This window comes from Brevundimonas sp. (genome assembly GCF_029946145.1).
In the GTDB taxonomy this organism is placed as follows: domain Bacteria; phylum Pseudomonadota; class Alphaproteobacteria; order Caulobacterales; family Caulobacteraceae; genus Brevundimonas.
The window spans coordinates 156028-178241 of record NZ_JAQSDY010000017.1 but is presented as its reverse complement, the minus strand read 5'-3'; the positions used below and the strand labels follow the sequence as shown (position 1 = coordinate 178241).

The window sequence follows — 22214 nt, the reverse complement described above, 5'->3', positions numbered from 1 at the left end:
CCATTCGCGTGGCGGGCGCCGGACGCCTCAAGCTCTACAGGACGCGCGCCGGCCCTTTCCGTTCCACCTTGCGGCGCAAATGGTCAATGGTGACGCTTTGTTCATGCGCCCCCGGATTGTCCGAACGCGGTTTTGGGCGCATAAGTTCGGTTGCAGTCGGGACAGGGAGATCGGCGATGCAGGCGCTGATCGAATTTATCGCGGGGTTCGTCGCCATTCTGGCCGCTGCGGCTCTGTCGCAGTTCGGGCTGAACCTCGACCCGCCGCAGAAATCGGAACGCGAAATCCATCGGGTGCGTGACTGCAACGACGGCGCATCGTCCGCGATGTTCGCCGCCTCGTCCGAGCGCAAGCGGGACTGCTGATCCTCCGCGTGTAGACTCGCGCGGGATTCCTTTATCCTCGTCTTTGCGCGCCGCGATTGACTCGTTAGGGTCAAAACGTCCTCTCGCGCGTCGGTCGCCGACGCCGCTCCGTGACGAGATCGCCGCACCATGAAACCACCCCGCCAACGGCCCCCGCTGAACCTGACCGAACCGGATCCGGAGGTCGGCGCCGCCGACTCCGCGCCGGAAGGGGTTCAGCCGATGGCGGAGCCTTTGGCCGAGCGCCCCATGTCCGAACGCCGCAAACGCCGGCTGGCCGAGGAACAGCGCCGCGCCGAGGAACGGTCCGTCGCCGACGCCGCCCGCCCGGATCCATGGCCCACGGGTGCGGCGGCCGAGCTGGCGGTTTCCGCCGACACGCCGCCGGTCGCCTTTGAGCCCGCGCCAATGCCTGTGCCGGTTGGCCGGCGCGAGCTTGCCGCGCCATCGGGTCGGCACGCCTATCTGGTCGCCGGCGTCGCCTCGGCCCTGTGGATCGGCGGCGTCGCGGCGGCGTTCATGTACGAATTCGGCGCCGGTTCCGTGGAGCTCGAGCCTCTGCGTCTCGCGGTCTACGCCCTGATCGCCCTGGCCCCGGCGGGAATGGCGATCATGCTGGCCCACGCCGTCCGCCAGGGCGCTGGCCTGGCGGTCGAGACCCGCCGCGCCCGTGAGTTGTCCGAAGCCCTGGTCGCCCCCACCGCGCTCGCGGCCCAGCAGACCGGCGAGGTTCTGCAGTCCTTGCGCAACGACATAGACCAGGCGTCGCTGGCGGCCGAGCGGGCCCGCAACGACATGGCCCTGCTGCGCGAGGCCCTGTCCCAGGAAACCACCCGCCTGAACGAGGCCGCGGAGACCGCGAGCCGCACCGCGCGCCGGCTGGCCGAACAACTGGGCGGCGAACGCGTCCAGATGGCGGCGCTGGGAACCCAGCTCGATGCGCAGGCGTCCGGCGTGGTCGATGCCGTCGAGCGTCAGTCGCGGATGGTGATCGACGCCTCCGACCTGGCCCAGACGCAGCTTCGGGAGGCCGAGGCGGCGCTGGCCGCCCGGGCCGCTGATCTGGCCGCGGCCGCCGGAGAGGCCCAGGACGCCGCCCGCATCGCCGCCGACGATCTGGCCCGTCAGACCTTGAGGCTCGAAAACGCCGGTTCCGGCGTCGCCGAACAGATCCAGTCGGTCGAGGAAGGCCTGGGCCAGCAACGCGCCGCCCTGGTCACAGCCGCCTACGCCCTGCGCACCGATCAGGAGGACTTCTCCGCCCAGGTCGAAAGCCAAAGGGCCCAGCTGACGGAACAGCTGTCGGCCAGCCGCGCCGCGGCCGGCGAACTGGGCGACACCTCGACCCGCACGGCGGAGACGATCCGCGATCTCGTCGAGGCCGCGACCGATCAATTCCGCGCCCTCGTCGAGATGTCCCAGCGCGAGGCCGACGGGTTCGACGCGGCCACCAAGCTGGCGCTGGACCGGTTCGAGGCCCTCGCCGCCGAAGCCCGTGACGCCCTCGTCGAGGAAACCCGGCTGGCGCTGTCGGCGCTGCAGGCCACGGCCGAGGAATCACGCGCCGCCGCCGCCGCCGCCGCCGAGGAAGCCCGGATGCGGGCGGACCGTCTGGGGGAAACCCTGTTCGAGGCGGCGCAGAAGGCCGATCAGGCCGCCGACGCCCGCGTCGACAGCGCGCGCAAGATCGTGGTCGAGACCGGTGGATTGGTCGACGAGGCCGGTGAACGCGCCCTTGAGCGTCTGGAATCCACGCTCGAACGCATGAACGCCGCCCTGACCCAGATCGACGAGACGATCGGCGATCTGGACGAACGCGCCGCCCGCCTGCCGGAAGAGGCGCAGAAGCGGGTCGACGCCGTGCGGGCATCCGTCGAGGAAGGTCTCGCCGCGCTGTCAGCCGCCTCGCAGAAGGCCGCCGCCGACACGGAGGCGCTGGACTCCGGCTTCCAGGAGCGGGTGCGCCGCAACTACGATATGCTGACCGAGGCTGTCAGGCTTATGGGGGTGGTGTCAGGCGATACCCCCGCCATCCGCCGCCGCGAGCCCGCGCCGGTCCCGCCGCCGGTCGAAGCTGACACGCCCCGCGAACGGCCCGCCAAGGCCGAGGAATCGCGCGGTTTCGGCCTGCGGGGACGGCTGAAGCTGGAGCCGATGCCGGGATCGACGCCGCCTGCGACGCCCGCCGCCGATCGACTGGGCTGGAGCGATCTGGTTGACGACGGGCCGGGTGAAGCGCCCCTGGACCTGGATACGCCGATCATGCCGGTCGCCGACATCGAAGGACTGGAGGAGCGCGTCACCGCCGCGATCCGGCGCATGGGCGTTGATCCCAACGCCCTCCTGCCCCGGTCCCGCATCGAGGAAGCGGCCCAGGCGGTCGCCGGGCGGGATCCGGACCGGGCGCGCCAGATCGTCCGCCGCGTGGCCCCCGCCGCCGTGCGCAGCGTCTCGCGCCGTGTTCTGACGGATCCGGAACTGCGGGCGGACGCCGAGGCCTATGTCCGGGCCGTTGTCCGGGACCTGACGGCCCGAGCCGCCGCGGGAGACGCCTCGGGCATCCAGGGACGGCTGACCTCCGACGGCGGCCGGGCCTATATGCTGCTGGACGCAGCCATCGGCGATCTCGCCTGACGAGGAAATCGACGGGTACGGACGGGCTCCCTGGCCGATTTCGTCTTGACGGCGGTTGCTGGATGGCGACACCGTCCGGCCCGTCACGCATCCGTCACGCGTAAGCAGGGTTCATGCTCGAGACAGCCGCCGAGACGCCGCCGGATCATCGCCCCGCGATCGTGATCTGTGCCTGGGACCCCGAGGACGCTGTCTGGGATCCGATCGAGGACTTGTCCGGTCAGCCGTGGAATCCCGTCGGCGCCCGCACCATCGCCGTACCGGGCGGCGAGCCGGACGCCCTTGCCGAAACCCTGACCGCCCATCTCGGGGATCAGTACTGCCGGGCCCTGTTGCTGGTCGGACGCACCCGCCGCAGCGCGCACTTCAGACTGCAGATCCGGGCCGAGAACCGCTCACTCGACGGCGTGCATCGGCTAACCAGCGTCGGTCCCGCCGTTGCCCGAGCCACGGCGCCGGCGGCGGACATCGTCCGTGCGCTGAACGAGGCCGGGCTGGCTGTCGATACCAGCTCGGACGCGGAAGACGACGCCGGCAGCTATCTTCTGTACCGGGTGCTCTCCAGCCTGCCAGAAGGACTGGACACGCCGGCCGTCGGCCTGTTGCGCGCCCCCGAGAACACGCCCGCCTCCACCGTCCAGCGCGCGGTCAAGACCGCCGCCGAGGCCATGGCGCGTCACCTGGCGCCGATGCCCCGCTCGCGGGCCAGCTGACGCCTCAGCGGAAGCGCCGCCAGAAGGCCAGCAGCCGCCATCGCCGCCATCGCCCAGTAGCCGCCGGCGCCGTACCGGTCGAAGAGCGTGCCCGACGCGGCCGTAGCCAGCCCGATCAGCACCCCGGCCGAGAGCACCGAGCTGAGCATCTGCCCCGCCGTCTGGCTGTCGCGCGGCGCCAGCTGTTCGACGATCTGGATCCCGGCCAGGAAGGTCGCCGCGAAGGTCAGGGCGTGCAGCGCCTGCAGGGGCCACAGCATCCACAACGGCGGCGCCAGGGCCATCGCACTCCAGCGCAGGACGGCGGCGGCCGCGCCCACGACCAGCATGCTCCAGGGGCTTATGCCCACGCGGCGGCGCCAGGGTTCGAACAGCCACATCAGCGCGATCTCGGCCACGACGCCGAAGGCCCAGAGCTGGCCGGTGACGGCCTCGCTGATCCCCTCGGCCTTCCACAGGATGGCCGAGAATCCGTACTGGTAGGCATGGGCCGCCTGAACCGCGCCGATGGCGAAGATGGCGATCATGAAGGTCGGGTCCCTGACCAGCCGCCCAAGGCCGCGGAACCGCTCGCGGCCCCGCAAGGGCTCCCCATCGGCCACCTGCTCCGGTGGAAGGGCCAGGACCGCGACCACGGCGAGGCCGAGGGAGGCGACGACCAGCCAGACGATGATCGCGTCGGCGGGCATGGTCAGCAGCATCGCGCCCATGATCATGTTGGCGGCGACGAAGGCCACGGACCCGAAGGCGCGAGGCAGGGCGAAGGTGTAGCCCAGCCGGCCGGCCAGCCGCAGGTTCAGCACGTCGGTCAGGGGCACCAGAATCCCCATGGCGGTCGCCCCGACGAACCAGCACGCGGCCCAGGCGAGATAGCCGTCCACCAGCCCGGCCGCGCCATAGCCGAGCGTCATGACCACACCCAGCAGGGCGATGGGCGTGCGTCTCAGTCTGAAACCGTCCGCCCAGACCGCCAGGAGCGGGCCGGTGATGATTCGGGCCAGCATGGGGACGGCCAGCAGCGTTCCGATCTGCGCGCCGCTCAACCCCCGCGAGCTTAACCATAAGCCTGCAAACGGAAGGCTGACCCCGGTGGCGCCGAAGAGCAACACATACTGCAAAGCCAGGCGCTGGGCGGCGGTCATGCGCCGGGCAATAGCAGACTCGCGGGATTCTGTCGGCTAGCCTCGTCAGCATGAGAGTGACGCGTAGTCTGGCGGTCTTCGCCGCCCTGAACGGGGCCCTTGCGGTGGCCATCGGCGCCTTCGCCGCCCATGGCGCGGGCCCGCAGATCAAGACCCTGCTGACCACGGGAGGTCACTATCAGATGGTCCATGCGGTGCTGGCCCTGGTCTGCGCGGTCTGGCCGTCCCGGTCGCGCCTTGTCGTGGTCGCCGGCTGGCTGGCGGCCGCGGGCGGGCTGGTATTCTGCCTCGCTCTGTCAGCCATCGCCCTTTTGAGCCTGCCCGCCATGGGCGCGGTCGCCCCCATCGGCGGTGTACTGATGATCTCAGCTTGGCTTTTACTCGCCGTTGCCGCATTGCGGTCACAAATCACCACCGCCGCCTGACCGGCGCGAACAGAGACCCGATTACCGTATGGCTTTCCCTGTGCCCGAAACGTCCCGTCGTGAACTTTTCCCGGAGATCGAGCCCTACGCCACCGGCTATATGCCGACCGGCGGAGTGCACAATATCTACTATGAGGAATGCGGCAACCCGCAGGGCCGTCCGGTCGTCGTGCTGCACGGCGGCCCGGGCGGCGCGGTCAATCCCGGCATGCGCCGCTATTTCGATCCGGCGAAATACCGGATCGTCCTGTTCGACCAGCGGGGCTGCGGCAAGAGCCGGCCCAATGCGTCGCTGGAAGAGAATACGACCTGGACGCTGATTGAGGACATCGAACGCCTGCGCGAGTTGCTGGGCATCGACAAATGGGTGGTGTTCGGCGGCAGCTGGGGCTCGACCCTGTCGATGGCCTACGCCATCACCCATCCCGAGCGGACCGCTGCCCTGCTGCTGCGCGGCATCTTCCTGCTGACAAAGCCGGAACTGCACTGGTTCTATCAGGACGGCGCGTCCAACATCTTCCCCGACGCCTGGGAGCGGTTCCTGGCCCCGATCCCCGAGGATGAGCGCCACGACCTGATGGGCGCCTACTACAAGCGGCTGACCGGCGACGACAAGGCCGAGCGCGAGCGCTGCGCCATCGCCTGGTCGAGCTGGGAGGGAGAGACCGTCAGCGTCGAGGGCCCGGACGCGTGTCCGGACAAGTTCGCCGAGCCCGAGTTCGCCGTCGCCTTCGCCCGTATCGAATGCTGGTACTTCATGAACGGCGGCTTCTTCCCCGAGGAAGGCTGGCTGCTGAAGAACATAGGCCGGATCAAGCACATCCCCTGCTGGATCGCCCAGGGACGGTTCGACGTGGTGACGCCGATCGCCAGCGCTTGGGCCCTGCACCGGGCCTGGCCCGAGGCGAAGCTGGACATCGTCAAGGACGCCGGCCACGCCTCGACCGAACCGGGCATCATCGACAGCCTGGTGCGCGGCACGGACTGGGCGGCGGAGGCCGACCGGTAGCGATTTTCTCCCTCCCGCTTGAGGGAGGGATGTCGGCGCGTAGCGACGACAGGGTGGGAGGGGCTCGGCGGGGCGGATGCCGGCGCCTGGGTCGCCAAGCCGCCCCCGCCCCGCCGCCGCTGACGCGGCGGCGACCCTCCCCCGGAGGGGGAGGGAGAAAACAGAGGCCTAACAGCCCCTCCTCCCCCTATTTCGGGTTGGTCTTCGCGACCATTTCCGACAGCTGGAAGCCGATCCGGCGGGCCTCGCGTTCCTCGGGCTTCTTGCGCACGTCGAGCAGGACGTTGATCTGCTGATAGTGCTGTATCAGGCGCACCGGCTTGCCGTCTGCGTTCTTGCCCAGGAACATGATGAAGTCCGGCCCCCAGAAGCCGAGGTCCTCGATCGACATGGTGCCGTCGCCCGGCAGGCCGACGATGCGGGCCCCGATCTCCTCATCCTTGTCGAGACCCTTCTCGAAATCCTCGATCAGCTTGGACAGGCGGACGAAGGCCCACTCCGCCGGGTTCTCGCGCATGCGCACGCCATCCATCAGGGCGGCGGTCTGCGCTGCGGAGGCCGCGGGCAGGACCGGCTTCGGACACGGCTTGTCTCCCCAGTCCGGCACGAAGACGGGTGGCGTGGCGACAGCGGCGGCTTTGGATTTGCTCATCATCAGAGCCTAACGCACGAAGGCCGGATCAGAACAGTCCGTGGCCCTTGGGCAGTTCGACGTAGCGGTGCACCCGGGTCGCCAGCACCAGGCCGAAGCCGAGCATGACGGTCATCATCGACGATCCGCCATAGGACAGCAGCGGCATCGGCACCCCGACCACCGGGGCCATTCCCATGACCATGGCGCCGTTGATGAGGACAAACAGGGCGAAGAAGGCCGTCATGCCGGCTGCGGCGATCCGGCCGAAATGGCTGTGCGCCAGCGATGCGATGCGCAGGGCGATCAGGATGATGGTGACATAGCAGGCCAGCACCGTGAACGATCCGACGAAGCCGAACTCCTCGGCCACGGTGGAGAAGATGAAGTCCGTGTGCCGTTCCGGCAGGAACTCCAGCTGGCTCTGGCTGCCCAGACCATAGCCCTTGCCCAGCAATCCGCCCGAGCCAAGGGCGATCTTGGACTGGATGATGTTGTAGCCCGTGCCCGACGGGTCGGACTCCGGACTGAGGAAGGTCAGCACGCGGTTGCGCTGATAGTCGTGCATGCCGAACATGACGAAGGGCGGAATGATGGCGACGGCGGCCGCCGCCCCGGCGGCGATGACGCGCCAGCTGAGGCCGGCCACGAACATGACCACGGCGCCGGTCAGGCCGATGACCATGGCCGAGCCCAGGTCAGGCTGTTTGGCCACCAGAATGAAGGGAACACCGATCATGCCGGCCGGGATCAGCAGCTTCCACGACCAGCGCGCCTCCTGGGCCGTATGATTGTGGTACCAGCGGGCCAGGGCCAGGACGAGGCCGATCTTGATGAATTCGGCCGGCTGGATGCGCATGAAGCCGAGGTTCAGCCAGTTCCTCGCGCCCCCCGCCGTATAGCCCAGCGGTGTGAACTCGATCATCAGGACGAGGACCAGCAGCAGGCCGTAGAGCGGATAGGCGGCGCGGAACCACCATTTCGGGTGCACCATCGCCAGCCCCAGCATGATCGTCAGCAAGGCCGCGAAACGGATCACGTGCTTGGCCGCCCAGGGCTGCCAGTTTCCGCCCGCGATCGAATAGAGCATGGCGGCGCCGACCATGGCGACCAGGCTCAGCAGGCCGATCAGGCGCCAGTCCAGTTCGCTGATCTTGGTCGAGAGGCGGTCGCGCTCGCCGGGGCGCGTCAGGGCGGAGGCGGTCATCGCGGGGCCTCGGGCAGATAGGGACGCGGGCCGGCGGCGGGGGGGGCGGGCGGCGTGGCCGACGGCGCAGGACCCGGAGTCCCGGTCGGGGCCTGGGCGACCGGATCCTCGGGCGCGGCGCCGGCCAGTTCGTCCGCCTCGGTCTCGGGGCCCAGGGCCTCGGGCGGCGGCGGGCGCTGGATCCGCTCCAGCATCTCGGGATCCTTGAGCAGGGTCGTGCGCATGATTTCGCGGGCCCGCGGGGCGCCGGCGGTGGCCCCGCCCTTGCCCCCGTGTTCGATGATGACCGCCACCGCATAGCGGGGTGCGTCGATGGGGGCGAAGGCCACGAACAGGTTATGGTCCTTGAGCGCCCAGACGTTGCTGGTGCGCGGGCCGGACCCGTAGCTGCGGACCTGGGCGGTGCCGGTCTTGCCGGCCATCTGGATGTCGCCCAGCCCCAGCTGGCTCTGGCGATAGGCGGTGCCCGAACGGTCGTTGGCCACGGCGATCATGCCCTGCCGCACGATCTCGACGTGTTCCGGCGGGAACGGCAGGTCCGGGACGGCGGCGCCCGACGGCTGCTCCACGCCGCCGACCGACTTGACCAGGCGGGGGTTGATGGCCTTGCGGACATTGGCGATGCGCGCGGTCATGACGGCCAGTTGCAGGGCGGTGACGTTCACGTCGCCCTGGCCGATGGCGACGGACAGGGTCTCGCCCGGAAACCAGACGCGCGATTCCGGATTGGGGTTGCGGCGGTTGTACTCAGCCTTCCACGCCTTGCTGGGCACCGAGCCGGCCTTCTGGTTGCCGACCCCGATGTCATAGGTCTGCATGAAGCCGATCTTCTTCGCCGTCTCCTGGATCAGGTCGACGCCGGCGCGGTTGCACATGTGGTAGAAATAGACGTCGCACGAGTTCTTGATGGCGTTGTGCATGTCCTGGGGGCCGTGGCCGCCGGCCTGCCAGCAACGGAATACGCGGTTGCCGAAGCGATAGCCGCCGGTGCAGGTCACACGCTCGGTCGGATCCACGCCGGCCTGGAGGATAGCCAGGGCCGTGGTCATCTTGAAGGTCGAGCCGGGGTGGAAGACGCCGTTCAGCGTCTTGTCCAGCAGGGGCTTGCGCTCGTAGTCGCGCAGGGCGTTGTAGATGTGCGACGGCACCCCGCCGACGAACAGGTTGGCGTCGAATGACGGTGACGAGACCATGCACAGGATGTCGCCGTTGCGGACATCCATGACCACGCAGCCGCCGGACTCCTCGCCCATGACTTCCAGCGCCCGGTTCTGGACGTCGGCGTCGAGCGTCAGGACCACGTCCTTGCCAGGGACCGCGGGGCGCGAGCCGCCGACATCCTCGGCCACCACCCTGCCCCGCGCGTCGACCTCGACCCGGGTGCCGCCGGCCTCGCCGCGAAGGTCGGTGTCGAAGGACTTTTCCACCCCTTGGCGGCCGATGCGGAAGCCGGGGTTGTAGAGAATCTCGGGGACCTTCTCGCCCCTGTCCTCGATCGCCTTGATGTCGCGGTCGTTGGGCTTGGCGACATAGCCGATGACGTGGGCGAAGGCGCCGCCGAACGGGTAGTAGCGGGCCTCGTTCATGTCGGCCATGACGCCCGGCAGCTCGTTGGCGTACAGATTGACCCTGGCGAACTCTTCCCAGGTCAGGTCGCTCTTGACCGGGACGGGCGAGAAGCGCGGCGCGGCGTTGACGTCCCGGATGATCGACCGGCGCCGGTCCACGGTGTCGGGCAGCAGACGGCCCAGCAGGTCCAGGGTCTGGTCCAGGTCCTTGGTCTCGTCGCGCACCACCAGGACGCGGAAGCTGGGACGGTTGCCGGCGATGACGACGCGGTTGCGGTCGAGGATACGGCCCCGCGGCGGCGGCACGAGGCGGAAGTTGAACTGGTTGTTCGAGGCCAGGGTGGCGTATTCGCCCGCCTGGACGACCTGAAGCTGGGCCAGGCGGCCGGTCAGGGCCAGCCCGCCGAGCGCCGTCAGCCCGCCGAAGACGAAGGTGCGGCGCAGGAAGGACCCCTGCCGCTCGTTGACGTCGGAGAAGAAGATGGAGGGTTCCGAGCTCATCGGAACCTCACGTCGCCGTCTTCGAACCGCTCGATCATCTGGTGGGCGAACGGGAACAGCAGCAGGGTGGGGACGATCTGGCCGATCAGGGCCAGGAGGCTGGCGGCGTTGTGGTCGATGAAGATCCGCACGACATAGACGAGCAGGAAGGCCAGGCCGCAGCAGGCCGCGTACCAGACGAACAGGACGGCCGTGTCCTGGCCGATCAGGAAGCTGCGCGAGGCCAGGACCACCGCATAGATGGCCAGCAGCGACAGGGCCCACAGACCCAGCGGGCCATAGGTGAAGATGTCCAGGCCCAGGCCCAGGCTGGTCAACGCCAGCGGCGCGACGACCGAGGGCCGGATCAACGGCCAGGCGAAGGCCAGCACCATGGGGATGACCGGCTCGGGCAGGTTCAGGCCGAAAATCTCGACCGGGGTGCCCAGGATGATGGTGACCGCGACCGTGATCAGGGCCGGATAGACGATCCACTGCATCGGCCCGACGATGCGGACCGCGACGGGGCGTCTCATTCGGTCCCTCCCGCGGGCGGGGCGGCTTCGGGCGGCGGAGCGGCCGCCGGCGCGGGCGCGGCGGGGCGGGGCCGGGCGGCCTCGGCCGCGTCGGCGCGGGCCGTATCCGCGGCGGCCTGCTCGGAACGCGCGCGGGCGGCGTCGCGGCGGGCGGCGGAATCGGTGATGGCGGCGGCCTGGGCGGGGGTGGCCTCCGACAGGGCGCCCAGACCGGCCAGCGGCGGGGCGTTGAGGTCGTCGGAACCGATCAGCTGGCCGAAGTCCTCGAACAGCATGACGCGGACATAGTCGATGGCGCCCCGGTCGCTGAACAGCTTGACCCGCCAGGAACCGTCGATGCCCTTGGCGGCGACGCCGATCGGCACGCCGCGCGGGAAGCCGCCGCCGTCGCCCGAGGACAGGATGCGGTCGCCGGCCTGGACGGCGCCGACGCCGCGGACGAATTCGAGCCGCGGATTGTCGCTGCCGTCGCCGGTCAGCAGGGCGCGGGCGTCGGTGCGGTCGACCAGCACCGGCGTGCGGCTGGCGACGTCGGTCAGCAGCACCATCCGGCTGACGCCCGACGAGGTTCCGACGATGCGGCCGACCAGGCCGTGCTCATTGATCACGGGATTGCCGACCTTCACGCCCTTGGCCGAGCCGGCGTCGATCAGCCGGGCCCGCGAGAACGGACCGCGGGTGTCGGAGATGGAGCGGGCCGTCTGCATGGCCACCGGCGGCTCGGGCCGGATGCCCAGCATGGCCTCATAGCGGCCGTTGACGTTCTTGAGGGCGATGGCCTGGTCGCGCCAGGGCGCCAGTTCGGCCAGCTCGCGCTTGAGCCGACGGTTCTCGGAGACGGCGAAGAAATAGCCGCCGACATAGTCGGTGGCGTGGCCAAACCAGCGGACCGGGGCGGCGAAGACTCCGCCGACCGGACCTGCCACCGCCTCGGCCCCCGAGCGGACGGGCTGGTAGGGCGAGGTCTGGGCCCGGGCGTCGCTGATCAGCAGCAGGATGCAGCCGATCGCGGCAAGCACGACAGCGACCGCCGCGGTCCAGACCAGCGGCACCTTGATGTTTTCGAACGGTCCGTCGCGAAACGCCACGGCGCGCCTTCCTGGAAAAGAGGGAATCAGCGGGAGCCCCCCGCCGACGTCTGCAGCCTATCGCAAAATCCGGGCCCGTTGGGAACCGGCGCGAACCCCGTGATGGCAGGGATTCAAGGCGATGTTTCGACCTGACCCCTAGAGGGCCGAGTCGAGCACGCCCTTCATCCAGCGCGGGTGCTCGAGCACCCGGCCGCAGCCGATGGCGACGCACGACAGCGGATCGTCGGCGACCGAGACCGGCAGGCCGGTGTGATCGCGGATCTCGGCGTCCAGGCCGCGCAGCAGGGCGCCGCCGCCGGTCAGCATGATGCCCTTGTCGGCGATGTCGGCGGCCAGTTCGGGCGGTGTGGCTTCCAGGGCGACCTTGACGGCCTCGACGATCTGCGAGACCGGCTCGGCCAGGGCCTCGGCGGCCTGGCGTTCGGAGATGCGGACCTCGCGCGGGACGCCCTGCATCAGGTCACGGCCCTTGACGTCGATCGACAGGCCTTCGCCGTCGGCCGGGATGCGGGCGGTGCCGATGTCCTTCTTGATGCGTTCGGCGGTGGTCTCGCCGATCAGAAGGTTATGGTTGCGGCGCATGTAGGAGATGATCGCCTCGTCCATCTTGTCGCCGCCGACGCGGACCGAGCGCGAATAGACGATGCCCGACAACGACAGCACGGCCACCTCGGTGGTGCCGCCGCCGATGTCGACGACCATGGAGCCGGTCGGCTCGTGGATCGGCAGGCCGGCGCCGATGGCGGCGGCCATGGGCTCGTCGATCAGGCCGACGCGACGGGCCGAGGCGTTGAGGCAGGAATCGTTGATGGCGCGGCGCTCGACGGCGGTGGCGCCCGACGGCACGCAGACGATGACCTTGGGGTTCACGAAGCCCTTGCGGTTATGAACCTTGCGGATGAAGTGCTTGATCATCTCCTCGGCGACTTCGAAGTCGGCGATGACCCCGTCGCGCATGGGACGGATGGCTTCCATGTGGCCCGGGGTGCGGCCCAGCATCTGCTTGGCCTCGAGGCCCACGGCGTGGACGATCTTCCGCCCACCGACGTTGCGCAGGGCGACCACGGACGGTTCGTTCAGGACAATGCCCTTGCCCTTCATATAGATCAGGGTGTTGGCGGTGCCGAGATCAATGGCGATGTCGTTGGAGATCGCGCCGAAAATGCTGGAGAACATGGGTCCGGGATACCGTTCGTTCGGGCCTTGGAGGGGCGTTTAGTCAGTCTCGATCCGTTTCGGCGACGCCCCGGCCATGCGCATCCCCACGCACCGCCTCCTGATCGTTATCGCCTGACCGACCTTACGGCTCGTTTGCCCGTGTGCGAGGGCGAATACAAGCCCTTCCAAGCGGTGCTGTCGAAGCCGTGACCGGCGGTTCAGTCGGCGCCCGACGCGGCCTCGCGCCGTTTCACCATCTCGCGCACGCCCAGCATCAGGCCCAGCCACACCACGGCGACCCCGGCGAGGATCAGCGAGGTCCACACGCCGTCGCCGCTGACCGCCGAAACCACCGCCCCGCCGAAGAAGGACACCAGGGCGGTCTTGGGCAGGATGCCCAGGCCACACCCCGCCAGATAGCGCCAGAACGACGCCCGGGTCGCGCCGAAGGCCATGTTGACGACAATGAACGGGGCCGAGGGCACGTTGCGGATCATGAAGCTGGCGTAGAAGGCGTTCTTGCCGACGAAACCCTTGAGCCGGCCCATGGTCCGGCCGCCGAACCGGTCGACCAGCCGCGCCGTCGGCCCGCGTCCCATCCAGTAGGTGACGCCCGCGGAGATGACGGTGGCGGCCCAGCTGTAGAAGAAGCCCAGCGACGGCCCGAAGGCGACGACACAGGCGGCGATCAGGATGAACTGCGGCGCGCCGATGAAGGCGGCGGCGATGAACAGGATGACCGTGGCCGCGAAGGCCCAGGGACTGCCGGAATAACCCTGCAGCCAGGCCTCGAGATTCTCCTCGGCCGCCAGCCCCAGCTGGCTCTTGCCGACCGCCAGCAGGGTGACCGTCGCGCCGAGCAGCAGCGCCGTCGCCAGCACGGCCCGCCAGCGATGGGCCTCCATGTTGAGGATGAAGTCGAGGAGGCGGCGCATCTGCACTCAATCCGCCACGGGCGCGAACGGTCCCACCGTCCATGATTTGAGCGCCCAGTCGAATCCGTTGAGCCGGACCCATTCCTGACGGGAGGCCGCCCTGTAGGTTTTATGGTCGCGGTAGTGGATGACGGCTCCCTCGATCCATCCGGACGATGAACTCAGAGCCCCGACTGTCCGGACTTCCACGTGCACGCCCCCCAGACGGCTCGCTTGACCGGTCATGAATTCCGAGATCGTCCGCGGCAAGGAATCTCCCGGCCCAAAGCTGTTGGTTTCCTGAATGATCTCCCCGTTCCAATCCAGACGAGCATTCTGATTGGCATGCCCGACCCAAAGGGACCAATCGGTCTCGCTGATTTCCTGAACGCCAAACCCGGTGACGCGCCCCTTTTCGTTCATGAGGGTCGCGGCCGCGACAAGGTCACCCTGCAGGGTCAGGCAGGATTCGAGTTTGGCGACGTCGTTCCGATAGGGCAGTTCCAAGGCCTTGCATGCCGGGATGGCCTGGACCGCCAGCGTGGCCAGATCAAAGGCGAAATCGAGCGTCAGTCCGCGGCTGCAGGCGTTCTCGGTTCTCCGACGCACCGGAACAGGCTCGAAATCTACCTGTGAGTTGGCCATCTCGACGGTCGCCACCCAAGAGTGAAGGCAGAGCCGTTCGTTGTCCGAGGGGGTGGCTACGAGCAGCCGGTCGGCAAAGCGTGACTGATCCCGAACCCTCTCCCAGACCTCGAGGTGCACGGGCGCGTTGGCCGAACGTCCTTCCTGACCGCGCACCACGACCATTGGCGATCCGCCGGACCGCCGTTCAAAACTGACGACAGGTTGGTCCCGACCATAGCCGTCGACGAAGAAGGTCCGATACACCTCGGCTCCGGAGCCCGCCTCGTCCTCGATCGACGCGACACTCAGCAACGCGCGACTGCGCGCAAGAACCTCGGCGTCGCAGCGATTGTTGTGGTCATCGTCGAGGCAGTCGCGCGGGATGTCCGGATCCTGCATGCCCAGAATCGCCCCGAGGGCCAGCGCGATCAGGGTCATGGTCAGCTCCTCGTTTCGGCTTCACCATTTGCACGCACCCTGTGGCCCCCGTAAACAACCCTCGCCTCCCCGCGCGAGAATCTCCCATGTCCAGCCTGCAGTCCGCCGCCCTGTCCCGCGTCAAGCCGTCGGCCACCCTGGCGGTCACCGCCCGCGCCCGGGAGTTGAAGCGCGAGGGCCGCGACGTGATCGGCCTGGGCGCCGGCGAGCCGGACTTCGACACGCCCGAGAACATCAAGGAGGCCGCCATCGCGGCCATCCGCCGGGGCGAGACCAAATACACCGACGTCGACGGCCTGCCCGAGCTGAAGGCGGCCGTGGCGGCCAAATTCGCGCGCGAGAACGGCCTGACCTATGCGGTGAACCAGATCCATGTCGCCCCGGGCGGCAAGACGGTGATCTACAACGCCCTGCTGGCCACCCTGTCGCCCGGCGACGAGGTGATCGTGCCGGCGCCCTACTGGGTCAGCTATCCCGACATGGTGCTGCTGGCGGGCGGCGAGCCCGTGCGGGTGGTCGGGCACGAGGCCGACGGCTTCAAGCTGAAGCCCGGGGCGCTGGAGGCGGCGATCACGCCGCGCACGAAATGGCTGATCCTGAACAGCCCGTCCAACCCCACCGGCGCGGCCTATACCGGCGCCGAGCTGGAGGCCCTGGCCGCGGTGCTGCGTCGCCACCCGCAGGTCTGGGTGATGACCGACGACATGTACGAGCACCTGATCTACGGCGACTTCGACTACAGGACGATCGCCCAGGTCGCGCCCGACCTCTACGAGCGGACACTGACGGTGAACGGGGTGTCCAAGGCCTACGCCATGACCGGCTGGCGCATCGGCTATGCCGGCGGGCCCAAGCCTCTGATCGACCTGATGCGCAAGGTCGCGGGGCAGACCACGTCCAACCCCTCGTCGATCAGCCAGTGGGCGGCGGTCGAGGCTCTGAACGGGCCGCAGGACTTCATCGCCGAGCGGGCGACCCATTTCGAGGCGCGGCGCGATCTGGTCGTGTCGATGCTCAACCAGGCGACGGGCATCCGCTGCGCCACGCCCGAGGGGGCCTTCTACGTCTATCCGTCGATCGAGGGGCTGATCGGCAAGACGACGGAAACGGGCGTGGTGATCGACGGTGACGACACGTTCGCGACGGCGCTGCTGGACGCCGAGGGCGTGGCCGTGGTGCAGGGCTCGGCCTTCGGCCTGAGCCCGTATTTCCGCATCAGCTATGCGACCTCGGAGACGGTGCTGGAGGAGGCTTGCCGCCGCATCCAGCGGTTCTGCGCCGGGCTGAGGTAAAAACTTACACCTTGAAATAAACACACAGTGTGTTTTGATCTCGTCATCGACGAGCAGGTGACCCATGTCCAAATATGAGCCGCTAACACAGTTTCTGTCGGCGCAACGCGCTCAGGAAGTGCCTATGAGTTTCAGCGAGATCGAGCGGGTGCTCGGTTTCCCTCTGCCGGAAAAGGCCAGCGGCATTCGAGCGTGGTGGAGCAACAACCCGTCCAACAATGTAATGACCAAGGCATGGCTCGCGGCAGGCTTCATCACCGAACGCGTTGACATGGGTTCGCGGCGGCTGGTGTTCCGGAAGTCGAACACCACTCCGGCCCCAATGAAAACCGCGGTCCGCCCCGCGCGCAGCATCGGATTCCTTGACCGCATCCGGGCACAGCTGGGTGGCACGGTGACCATTCCCGAGGGCGTGGATATCACCGCCCCGACCGGAGAGGCCTGGGATGCCGAGCGGTGAAGGCTCGGCCCATCCTGCTGGATACCTGTGCTGTGATCTGGCTACAGGCCGGTTCCGTATTCAGACCGGAGAGCGAAGCGGCGCTGCAGGAAGCCCAGGAGATTGGAACACAGGTTCTGGTGTCGCCCATCACGGCTTGGGAAATCGGCCTTCTGGTCTCCAGGGGACGCCTGATCCTTAGCTTGCCGCCGTCGAACTGGTTTGAGCAGGTGCTGGACCTCGGCGTCGATCTGGCCCCGTTAACGCCGGACATCCTGATAGCCTCGTCCCAGCTTCCCGGTCCGCTTTTGCGCGATCCGGCCGATCGCATCATCGCAGCGACGGCGCGTGCCATGGGCTACCGACTTATGACGCGGGACCGTCCCCTTCTGGACTTCGCCGCATCGGGTCAGGTTGCAGCAATCGCCTGTTGAAGCCGCTTACGCCGCGCGGCTGACCGCGAAGTCGGCCAGCTGTTCCAGGGCGGCGCGCCACTCGCCGGCGGGAAGGCCCTTGAGCGCGGCCTTGGCGGCGTCGGCGTATTGATGGGCGGTGTCGAGCGTGGCGCTGACGGCGCCCGTGCCGACGACCAGTTCGCGGGCGCGGCGGAAGTCGTCCTCGGTGCGCTGGCCCTTGTTGATGGTGCGGTCCCAGAAGGCGTCCTCGCGGCCGCGCGTGCGGGCGGCGGCCAGCAGAAGGGGCATGGTCACCTTGCCCTCGCGGAAGTCGTCGCCGGCGTTCTTGCCCAGTTCCTCGGACACGCCGCCGTAGTCGAGGGCGTCGTCGGCCAGCTGGAAGGCCAGACCGAGGTTCAGGCCATAGGCGCGCAGGGCCTGAACGGCCTTCTCGCCCGCCCCTGCCCCGACCGCGCCCGCTTCGGCGGCGGCGGCGAACAGTTCGGCGGTCTTGGCCGAGATGATGCGCAGATAGGTTTCCTGATCCAGATTCAGGTCGTGGGCGCGGGTCAGCTGCAGCACCTCGCCCTCGGCGATGACGCTGGAGGCGCGGGCGAGAATGCCGAGGGCGCGCATCTGGCCGGTCTCGACCATCAGCTCGAAGGCGCGGGCGAACAGGAAGTCGCCGACCAGGACGCTGGACGGCGCGCCCCAGATCAGATGGGCGGCGGTCTTGCCCCGGCGCAGGTTGGACCCGTCCACGACGTCGTCGTGCAGCAGGGTGGCGGTGTGGATGAACTCGACCGCGGCGGCCAGCTTGACCGGGGCGGTGATGTCGCCCGTGGCGCCCGCCGCCCCGTCCTGGCTTGCTCTGGCGGCGGCCACGGTCAGCAGGGGACGAAGCCGCTTGCCGCCGGCGCTGACCAGATGGTCGGCCAGCAGGGGAATCACCGGCACCTGGGACTGCATCCGCGCGATGATCAGGGCGTCGACGGCCGCCATGTCGCCCTTCGCCAGCCGAACCAGCGGCTCGACGTCTCCCTTCGAGCGGGGATCGGCGACGGTGACAGCGTCCAACGGAAAACTCACTCGGCGCGGCGCGGGGGGAGGATCGCACCGGAAAATCCAGCCGCCGCCTTGCCGGGCGGCGATGCGGCGCACAATGGTGATCGGGCCATGAAGGGTCAAGCCGCGTGACCGCCGCACCATCTCAATCCGACGGCGTCGAAATCGTCGAGAACGCCCTGCTGGGCGGCCGCGTCCGCCTGCGCCAGCCGGCGAAGGGGTATCGCGCGGGCATGGACGCGGCCCTGCTGGCGGCGGCCGTGGACGCGACGCCGGGGCAGCGGGTGCTGGAGGCGGGCTGCGGCGCCGGCGCGGTGCTGATGCAGATCGCCGCGCGGCGGCGGGGCGTCCGCCTGACCGGGCTGGAGCGCGATCCGGCCATGGCGGCGCTGGCGCGGGAGAATGCAGCGCTGAACGGGGCGGAGGCGACGATCGTGACCGGCGACGTGGCGGCGGGCTTCCGGACGCTGGAGATCGCACCCTTCGACTGGGCGGTGTCCAATCCGCCCTTCTTCGACGACCCGGGGGCGTTGAGGGCGCCGGCGCCCGGCAAGCGCGGGGCCTGGATGGCGGACGACGGGCTGAAGGCGTGGACGGACTTCCTGCTGAAGGGCGTGCGCGAGGGCGGCCGGGTCGTGGTCATCCACCGGGCGGACCGGCTGGCCGACCTGCTGATCCTGTTGAGCGAGAAGGCCGGATCGTTCGCCGTACGCGGCATTCATCCGTATGCGGATGAACCCGCCAGGCGCGTGCTGGTCAGCGCGATCCGGACGGGCAAGGCGCCGCTGAGGCTGTTGCCGCCGCTGGTGCTGCATGAACGTGGCGGAGCGAAGCATACGGCGGAGGCGGAGGCGATCCTGCGGGGGGAAGCGGCGCTGGGGTGGTGAAGGAGTGGCTAGTGGCTAGTGGCTAGTGGCTAGTGAGCAATTAGCGGTTAGTGGTTGTCCCAGGAGCGGCCAGCGTCGGCCCGAACCCGGTTTGCTCATCACTCACCACCAGCCACTAGCCACTAGCCACTAGCCACTAGCCACTCAGATTTCCCCATGTCCCTGCGCCCCCTCTTCGTCACCCAGGTCTATGAGGCCTCCCTGGCCACCGGCCCCGGCTTCGCGGCCTTCAACGCCGCGCTGGCCGACGCCTGTCGCATCCTCGCCCTCGAGGATCAGGCCGGGCGGGCCTGGTGCCGCGAGCACGGGTATCGCGGCTATACCTCCTATGGTTCGCTGGCCGACCTGCCGCACCGGATGCCCGAGTTCGCCGAGCTGAAACGCCATCTCGACCGGCATGCCCTCGTCTATGCCAAGGCGCTGAATTTCGATCTGGCGCGCAAGCCGCGGCTGGACAGTCTGTGGGTCAACATTCTCAAGCCCGGCGGCGGCCACAGCAGCCACATCCACCCGCACGCCTTCCTGAGCGGGACGGTCTATGTCGAGGTGCCGGACGGCGCCTCGGCCCTGAAGCTGGAAGACCCCCGCCTGCCGATGATGATGGCCCGCCCGGGCGTCCACGCCGATGCGCCCGAGGCCGAGAAGCCGTTCGTCTATCTGGCCCCCCAGGCCGGCACGGTGCTGATGTGGGAGAGCTGGCTGCGTCATGAGGTGCCGCCGAACGCCGCGAAGAGCGAGCGGATATCGGTCAGCTTCAACTACGCCTGAGCCGAACGGCCGGCCGGGGCGAGACCGCGGCGTTAAGCCTGTGGGTTAGGGCAACGATAAAGACTGTCGGCGCAACATGGACGGACGCTTGTTCAGACCTTCGCGATTGACCCGGTCATGTTCCTCCCCCGCGCCACCGGCGTGATCCTGCTGCTCTACAGCGGCTTCCACATGGTCATCGGCATGTGGGTGCCCCAGTTTCCGTGGCTGCTGACCGGCTCCTTGCTGGTGATCGGAGCCACGGCGCTGCTGGCGTGCCGGCCGTGGTCGCGGATCGTCGTCTACGCGACCGCCCTGGCGGCGGCGGCGGTCGGGCTGATAGGTCAGATCGACGCGGCGGGAGACGCCGGGACCGACATCCCTCTTGCGATGGTGATGTGGGGCCTGTGGACCTCGCTCTGGCTCGGGGTTTCCTACCTCGGCGCCCTCTACCTGCCCGATCCCGACTCCCCGCCCGGCGCATTCTGGCCGATCCGCCTGGGGTGAGCCGCGGGCGCGAGGCGCCGAAGGGCGCACCTGCGGCTTGAATGGCGGGTCCGGCGGTCAATGCCGGTCAGGGATCGCGGTTCCCGGGTCACCGCCGAAGGCGCCACTATTCCCGCCTCATTTGCCCTCTTGGCGGCGGGCGGCTACATCCCGCGCCAATCTCCCCTGAACCCCGGACGACAAGGCGCACCGCACCTCATGGCGCAGCAATATATTTTCCAGATGCAGGGCCTGACCAAGGCCTTTCCCGGCGGCAAGAAGATCTTCGAGAACATCTGGCTGAGCTTCTACAACGACGCCAAGATCGGCGTCGTCGGGGTCAACGGCTCGGGCAAGTCGACCCTGCTGAAGATCATGGCCGGGCTGGACACCGAGTTCACCGGCGAGGCCCGCGCCGCCGAAGGGATCAAGCGCGGCTATCTGGAGCAGGAGCCCCAGCTCGACGACAGCCTGAACGTCCGCGAGAACGTCGAGGCCTGGTGCGAGGAGAAGCAGTGGGTCAACCGCTTCAACGCCATCGCCATGGAAATGGCCGAGGAATACACCGACGAGCTGATGGCCGAGATGACGGCCCTGCAGGAAAAGATCGACGCCGGCGACGTCTGGGACATCGACAGCCGCATCGAAATGGCCATGGACGCCCTGCGCTGCCCGCCCGACGACTGGGCGACCGCCAATCTGTCGGGCGGTGAGAAGCGCCGCGTGGCCCTGGCGCGGCTGCTGCTGTCCAAGCCCGACATGCTGCTGCTTGACGAACCGACCAACCACCTGGACGCCGAGTCGGTGGCCTGGCTGCAGCATCACCTCGAGGCCTTCCCCGGCTGCGTCATCCTGGTGACCCACGACCGCTACTTCCTGGATCTGGTGACCAAGTGGACGCTGGAGCTGGACCGCGGCAAGGGCCACCCGCACGAGGGCAACTATTCCAGCTGGCTGGAAGCCAAGACCAAGCGCGTCGTGCAGGAGCAGTCGGAATCCGAAGCCCGCCAGCGCGCCCTGACCCGCGAACTGGAATGGGTCCGCTCGGGCGCCAAGGCCCGTCAGGCCAAGTCCAAGGCCCGTCTGGCCGCCTATGAGCGGATGGTCGACGAACAGGAGAGCCTGCGCGGGGCCCAGACCCACGCGGTGATCCAGATCCCGCCCGGCCCGCGCCTCGGCAATGTCGTGCTGGAGGCCGAGGGGCTGGAGAAGGCCTATGGCGACAAGCTGCTGTTCAAGGACCTGACCTTCAAACTGCCGCCCAACGGCATCGTCGGGGTCATCGGGCCCAACGGCGCAGGCAAGTCGACCCTGTTCCGCCTGATCACGGGCCAGGAACAGCCCGACGCCGGCACGATCAAGGTCGGTGAGACGGTCAAGCTGGCCTATGTCGACCAGAGCCGCGACGACCTGGAGCCCAACAAGACCATCTGGGAAGTCATCTCGGGCGGCACCGACGTGATGATGGTCGGCAAGCGCGAGATCAACACCCGCGCCTATGTCGGCAGCTTCAACTTCAAGGGCGGCGACCAGCAAAAGAAGGTGGGTCAGTTGTCGGGTGGGGAACGCAACCGCGTCCACCTGGCCAAGACCCTGGCCACCGGCGGCAATCTGCTGCTGCTCGACGAACCGACCAACGACCTGGACATCGAGACGCTGCAGAACCTCGAGGAGGCCCTGGAAGGCTTCGCCGGCTGCGCCGTGGTCATCTCCCACGACCGCTGGTTCCTTGACCGTCTGGCCACCCACATCCTGGCCTTCGAGGGCGACAGCCACGTGGAATGGTTCGAAGGAAACTTCGAGGCCTATGAGGAAGACAAGAAGCGTCGTCTGGGCGTCGACAGCCTGATCCCGCACCGGATCAAGTTCCAGAAGTTCGGGCGCTAAACCCAACTCTTCGAGAAACGGCCTTCCGATCCATCGGGAGGCCGTTTTTCATTGGGCGCGAGTGGACTAGTGTCGGCG

22 protein-coding genes are annotated in these 22214 nt (G+C 68.6%); 12 read left to right on the top strand and 10 right to left on the bottom strand.

Features of this window, described 5'->3' with window-relative positions:
- The first annotated feature begins 176 nt into the window (after nt 1–176).
- The 3 genes from PSV23_RS08005 to PSV23_RS07995 all read left to right on the top strand — a co-directional run bounded on the left by PSV23_RS08005 (nt 177) and on the right by PSV23_RS07995 (nt 3712).
- Entirely contained in the window at nt 177–365 is a 189-nt protein-coding gene (locus tag PSV23_RS08005) for a hypothetical protein (protein ID WP_300467661.1), read from the top strand.
- A 129-nt stretch (nt 366–494) separates the two neighbouring features.
- Nucleotides 495–2999 carry a tipN gene (locus tag PSV23_RS08000; RefSeq protein WP_300467659.1) on the top strand — a complete coding sequence of 835 codons (2505 nt, stop codon included), beginning with the start codon at nt 495–497 and terminating at the stop codon, nt 2997–2999.
- Between the two features lie 113 nt (nt 3000–3112).
- Nucleotides 3113–3712, top strand: coding sequence for a hypothetical protein (locus PSV23_RS07995; protein ID WP_300467657.1), 600 nt, complete (start codon nt 3113–3115; stop codon nt 3710–3712).
- Here the strand turns inward: PSV23_RS07995 and PSV23_RS07990 are convergent.
- Complete coding sequence (locus PSV23_RS07990) at nt 3676–4854, bottom strand: MFS transporter (RefSeq protein WP_300467654.1); 1179 nt, start codon at nt 4852–4854, stop codon at nt 3676–3678. The genes PSV23_RS07995 and PSV23_RS07990 overlap by 37 nt on opposite strands.
- Before the next feature lie 50 nt (nt 4855–4904).
- Here PSV23_RS07990 and PSV23_RS07985 point away from each other — a divergent pair, with 50 nt between their 5' ends.
- Nucleotides 4905–5279, top strand: a complete 375-nt coding sequence (locus PSV23_RS07985; RefSeq protein ID WP_300467652.1) for a DUF423 domain-containing protein — start codon at nt 4905–4907, stop codon at nt 5277–5279.
- Nucleotides 5280–5307: 28 nt separating this feature from the next.
- Nucleotides 5308–6288: a prolyl aminopeptidase gene (pip, locus tag PSV23_RS07980; protein ID WP_300467650.1), complete on the top strand. Its 981-nt coding sequence runs from the start codon at nt 5308–5310 to the stop codon at nt 6286–6288.
- A 187-nt stretch (nt 6289–6475) separates the two neighbouring features.
- Here the strand turns inward: pip and PSV23_RS07975 are convergent, their stop codons facing one another.
- The 8 genes from PSV23_RS07975 to PSV23_RS07940 form a co-directional block, all read right to left on the bottom strand.
- On the bottom strand, nt 6476–6940 hold the full coding sequence (locus PSV23_RS07975; RefSeq protein WP_300467648.1) for a DUF6173 family protein: 465 nt from the start codon (nt 6938–6940) through the stop codon (nt 6476–6478).
- A 28-nt stretch (nt 6941–6968) separates the two neighbouring features.
- Complete coding sequence (gene rodA / locus PSV23_RS07970; protein ID WP_300467646.1) at nt 6969–8126, bottom strand: rod shape-determining protein RodA; 1158 nt, start codon at nt 8124–8126, stop codon at nt 6969–6971.
- Complete coding sequence (mrdA, locus tag PSV23_RS07965) at nt 8123–10195, bottom strand: penicillin-binding protein 2 (protein ID WP_300467644.1); 2073 nt, start codon at nt 10193–10195, stop codon at nt 8123–8125. The genes rodA and mrdA overlap by 4 nt, the downstream gene beginning before the upstream one ends.
- Nucleotides 10192–10710, bottom strand: a complete 519-nt coding sequence (locus PSV23_RS07960; RefSeq protein ID WP_300467642.1) for a hypothetical protein — start codon at nt 10708–10710, stop codon at nt 10192–10194. The genes mrdA and PSV23_RS07960 overlap by 4 nt, the downstream gene beginning before the upstream one ends.
- The gene (mreC, locus tag PSV23_RS07955; RefSeq protein WP_300467640.1) at nt 10707–11798 is read right to left on the bottom strand and encodes a rod shape-determining protein MreC; all 1092 of its coding nucleotides are present in this window, start codon (nt 11796–11798) and stop codon (nt 10707–10709) included. Before mreC ends, PSV23_RS07960 begins: the two co-directional genes overlap by 4 nt.
- Nucleotides 11799–11936: 138 nt before the next feature.
- Complete coding sequence (locus PSV23_RS07950; RefSeq protein WP_055832642.1) at nt 11937–12977, bottom strand: rod shape-determining protein; 1041 nt, start codon at nt 12975–12977, stop codon at nt 11937–11939.
- A 200-nt stretch (nt 12978–13177) separates the two neighbouring features.
- Nucleotides 13178–13894: a TVP38/TMEM64 family protein gene (locus PSV23_RS07945; RefSeq protein WP_300467637.1), complete on the bottom strand. Its 717-nt coding sequence runs from the start codon at nt 13892–13894 to the stop codon at nt 13178–13180.
- A gap of 6 nt (nt 13895–13900) precedes the next feature.
- Entirely contained in the window at nt 13901–14938 is a 1038-nt protein-coding gene (locus PSV23_RS07940) for a hypothetical protein (RefSeq protein WP_300467635.1), read from the bottom strand.
- Between the two features lie 86 nt (nt 14939–15024).
- On the opposite strand from PSV23_RS07940, the gene PSV23_RS07935 reads away from it, so the two are divergent.
- The 3 genes from PSV23_RS07935 (at nt 15025) to PSV23_RS07925 (ending at nt 17103) form a co-directional block, all read left to right on the top strand.
- Complete coding sequence (locus PSV23_RS07935) at nt 15025–16230, top strand: pyridoxal phosphate-dependent aminotransferase (protein WP_300467633.1); 1206 nt, start codon at nt 15025–15027, stop codon at nt 16228–16230.
- A gap of 64 nt (nt 16231–16294) precedes the next feature.
- Complete coding sequence (locus PSV23_RS07930; RefSeq protein ID WP_300467631.1) at nt 16295–16690, top strand: hypothetical protein; 396 nt, start codon at nt 16295–16297, stop codon at nt 16688–16690.
- The gene (locus PSV23_RS07925) at nt 16687–17103 is read left to right on the top strand and encodes a type II toxin-antitoxin system VapC family toxin (RefSeq protein WP_300467629.1); all 417 of its coding nucleotides are present in this window, start codon (nt 16687–16689) and stop codon (nt 17101–17103) included. The genes PSV23_RS07930 and PSV23_RS07925 overlap by 4 nt, the downstream gene beginning before the upstream one ends.
- A gap of 6 nt (nt 17104–17109) precedes the next feature.
- Here PSV23_RS07925 and PSV23_RS07920 read toward each other — a convergent pair whose 3' ends face one another.
- Nucleotides 17110–18141, bottom strand: a complete 1032-nt coding sequence (locus tag PSV23_RS07920) for a polyprenyl synthetase family protein (RefSeq protein WP_370461023.1) — start codon at nt 18139–18141, stop codon at nt 17110–17112.
- Nucleotides 18142–18257: 116 nt separating this feature from the next.
- Between PSV23_RS07920 and PSV23_RS07915 the strand changes: the two genes are divergently transcribed.
- The 4 genes from PSV23_RS07915 (at nt 18258) to ettA (ending at nt 22136) form a co-directional block, all read left to right on the top strand.
- Nucleotides 18258–19016, top strand: coding sequence for a tRNA1(Val) (adenine(37)-N6)-methyltransferase (locus tag PSV23_RS07915; protein ID WP_300467627.1), 759 nt, complete (start codon nt 18258–18260; stop codon nt 19014–19016).
- 156 nt (nt 19017–19172) lie between these two features.
- Nucleotides 19173–19784 carry a TIGR02466 family protein gene (locus PSV23_RS07910; RefSeq protein WP_300467625.1) on the top strand — a complete coding sequence of 204 codons (612 nt, stop codon included), beginning with the start codon at nt 19173–19175 and terminating at the stop codon, nt 19782–19784.
- 117 nt (nt 19785–19901) lie between these two features.
- Complete coding sequence (locus PSV23_RS07905) at nt 19902–20270, top strand: hypothetical protein (protein ID WP_300467623.1); 369 nt, start codon at nt 19902–19904, stop codon at nt 20268–20270.
- Between the two features lie 198 nt (nt 20271–20468).
- A complete protein-coding gene (gene ettA / locus PSV23_RS07900; protein ID WP_300467621.1) occupies nt 20469–22136 on the top strand; it encodes an energy-dependent translational throttle protein EttA in 1668 nt (555 codons plus the stop codon).
- Nucleotides 22137–22214 lie beyond the last annotated feature (78 nt).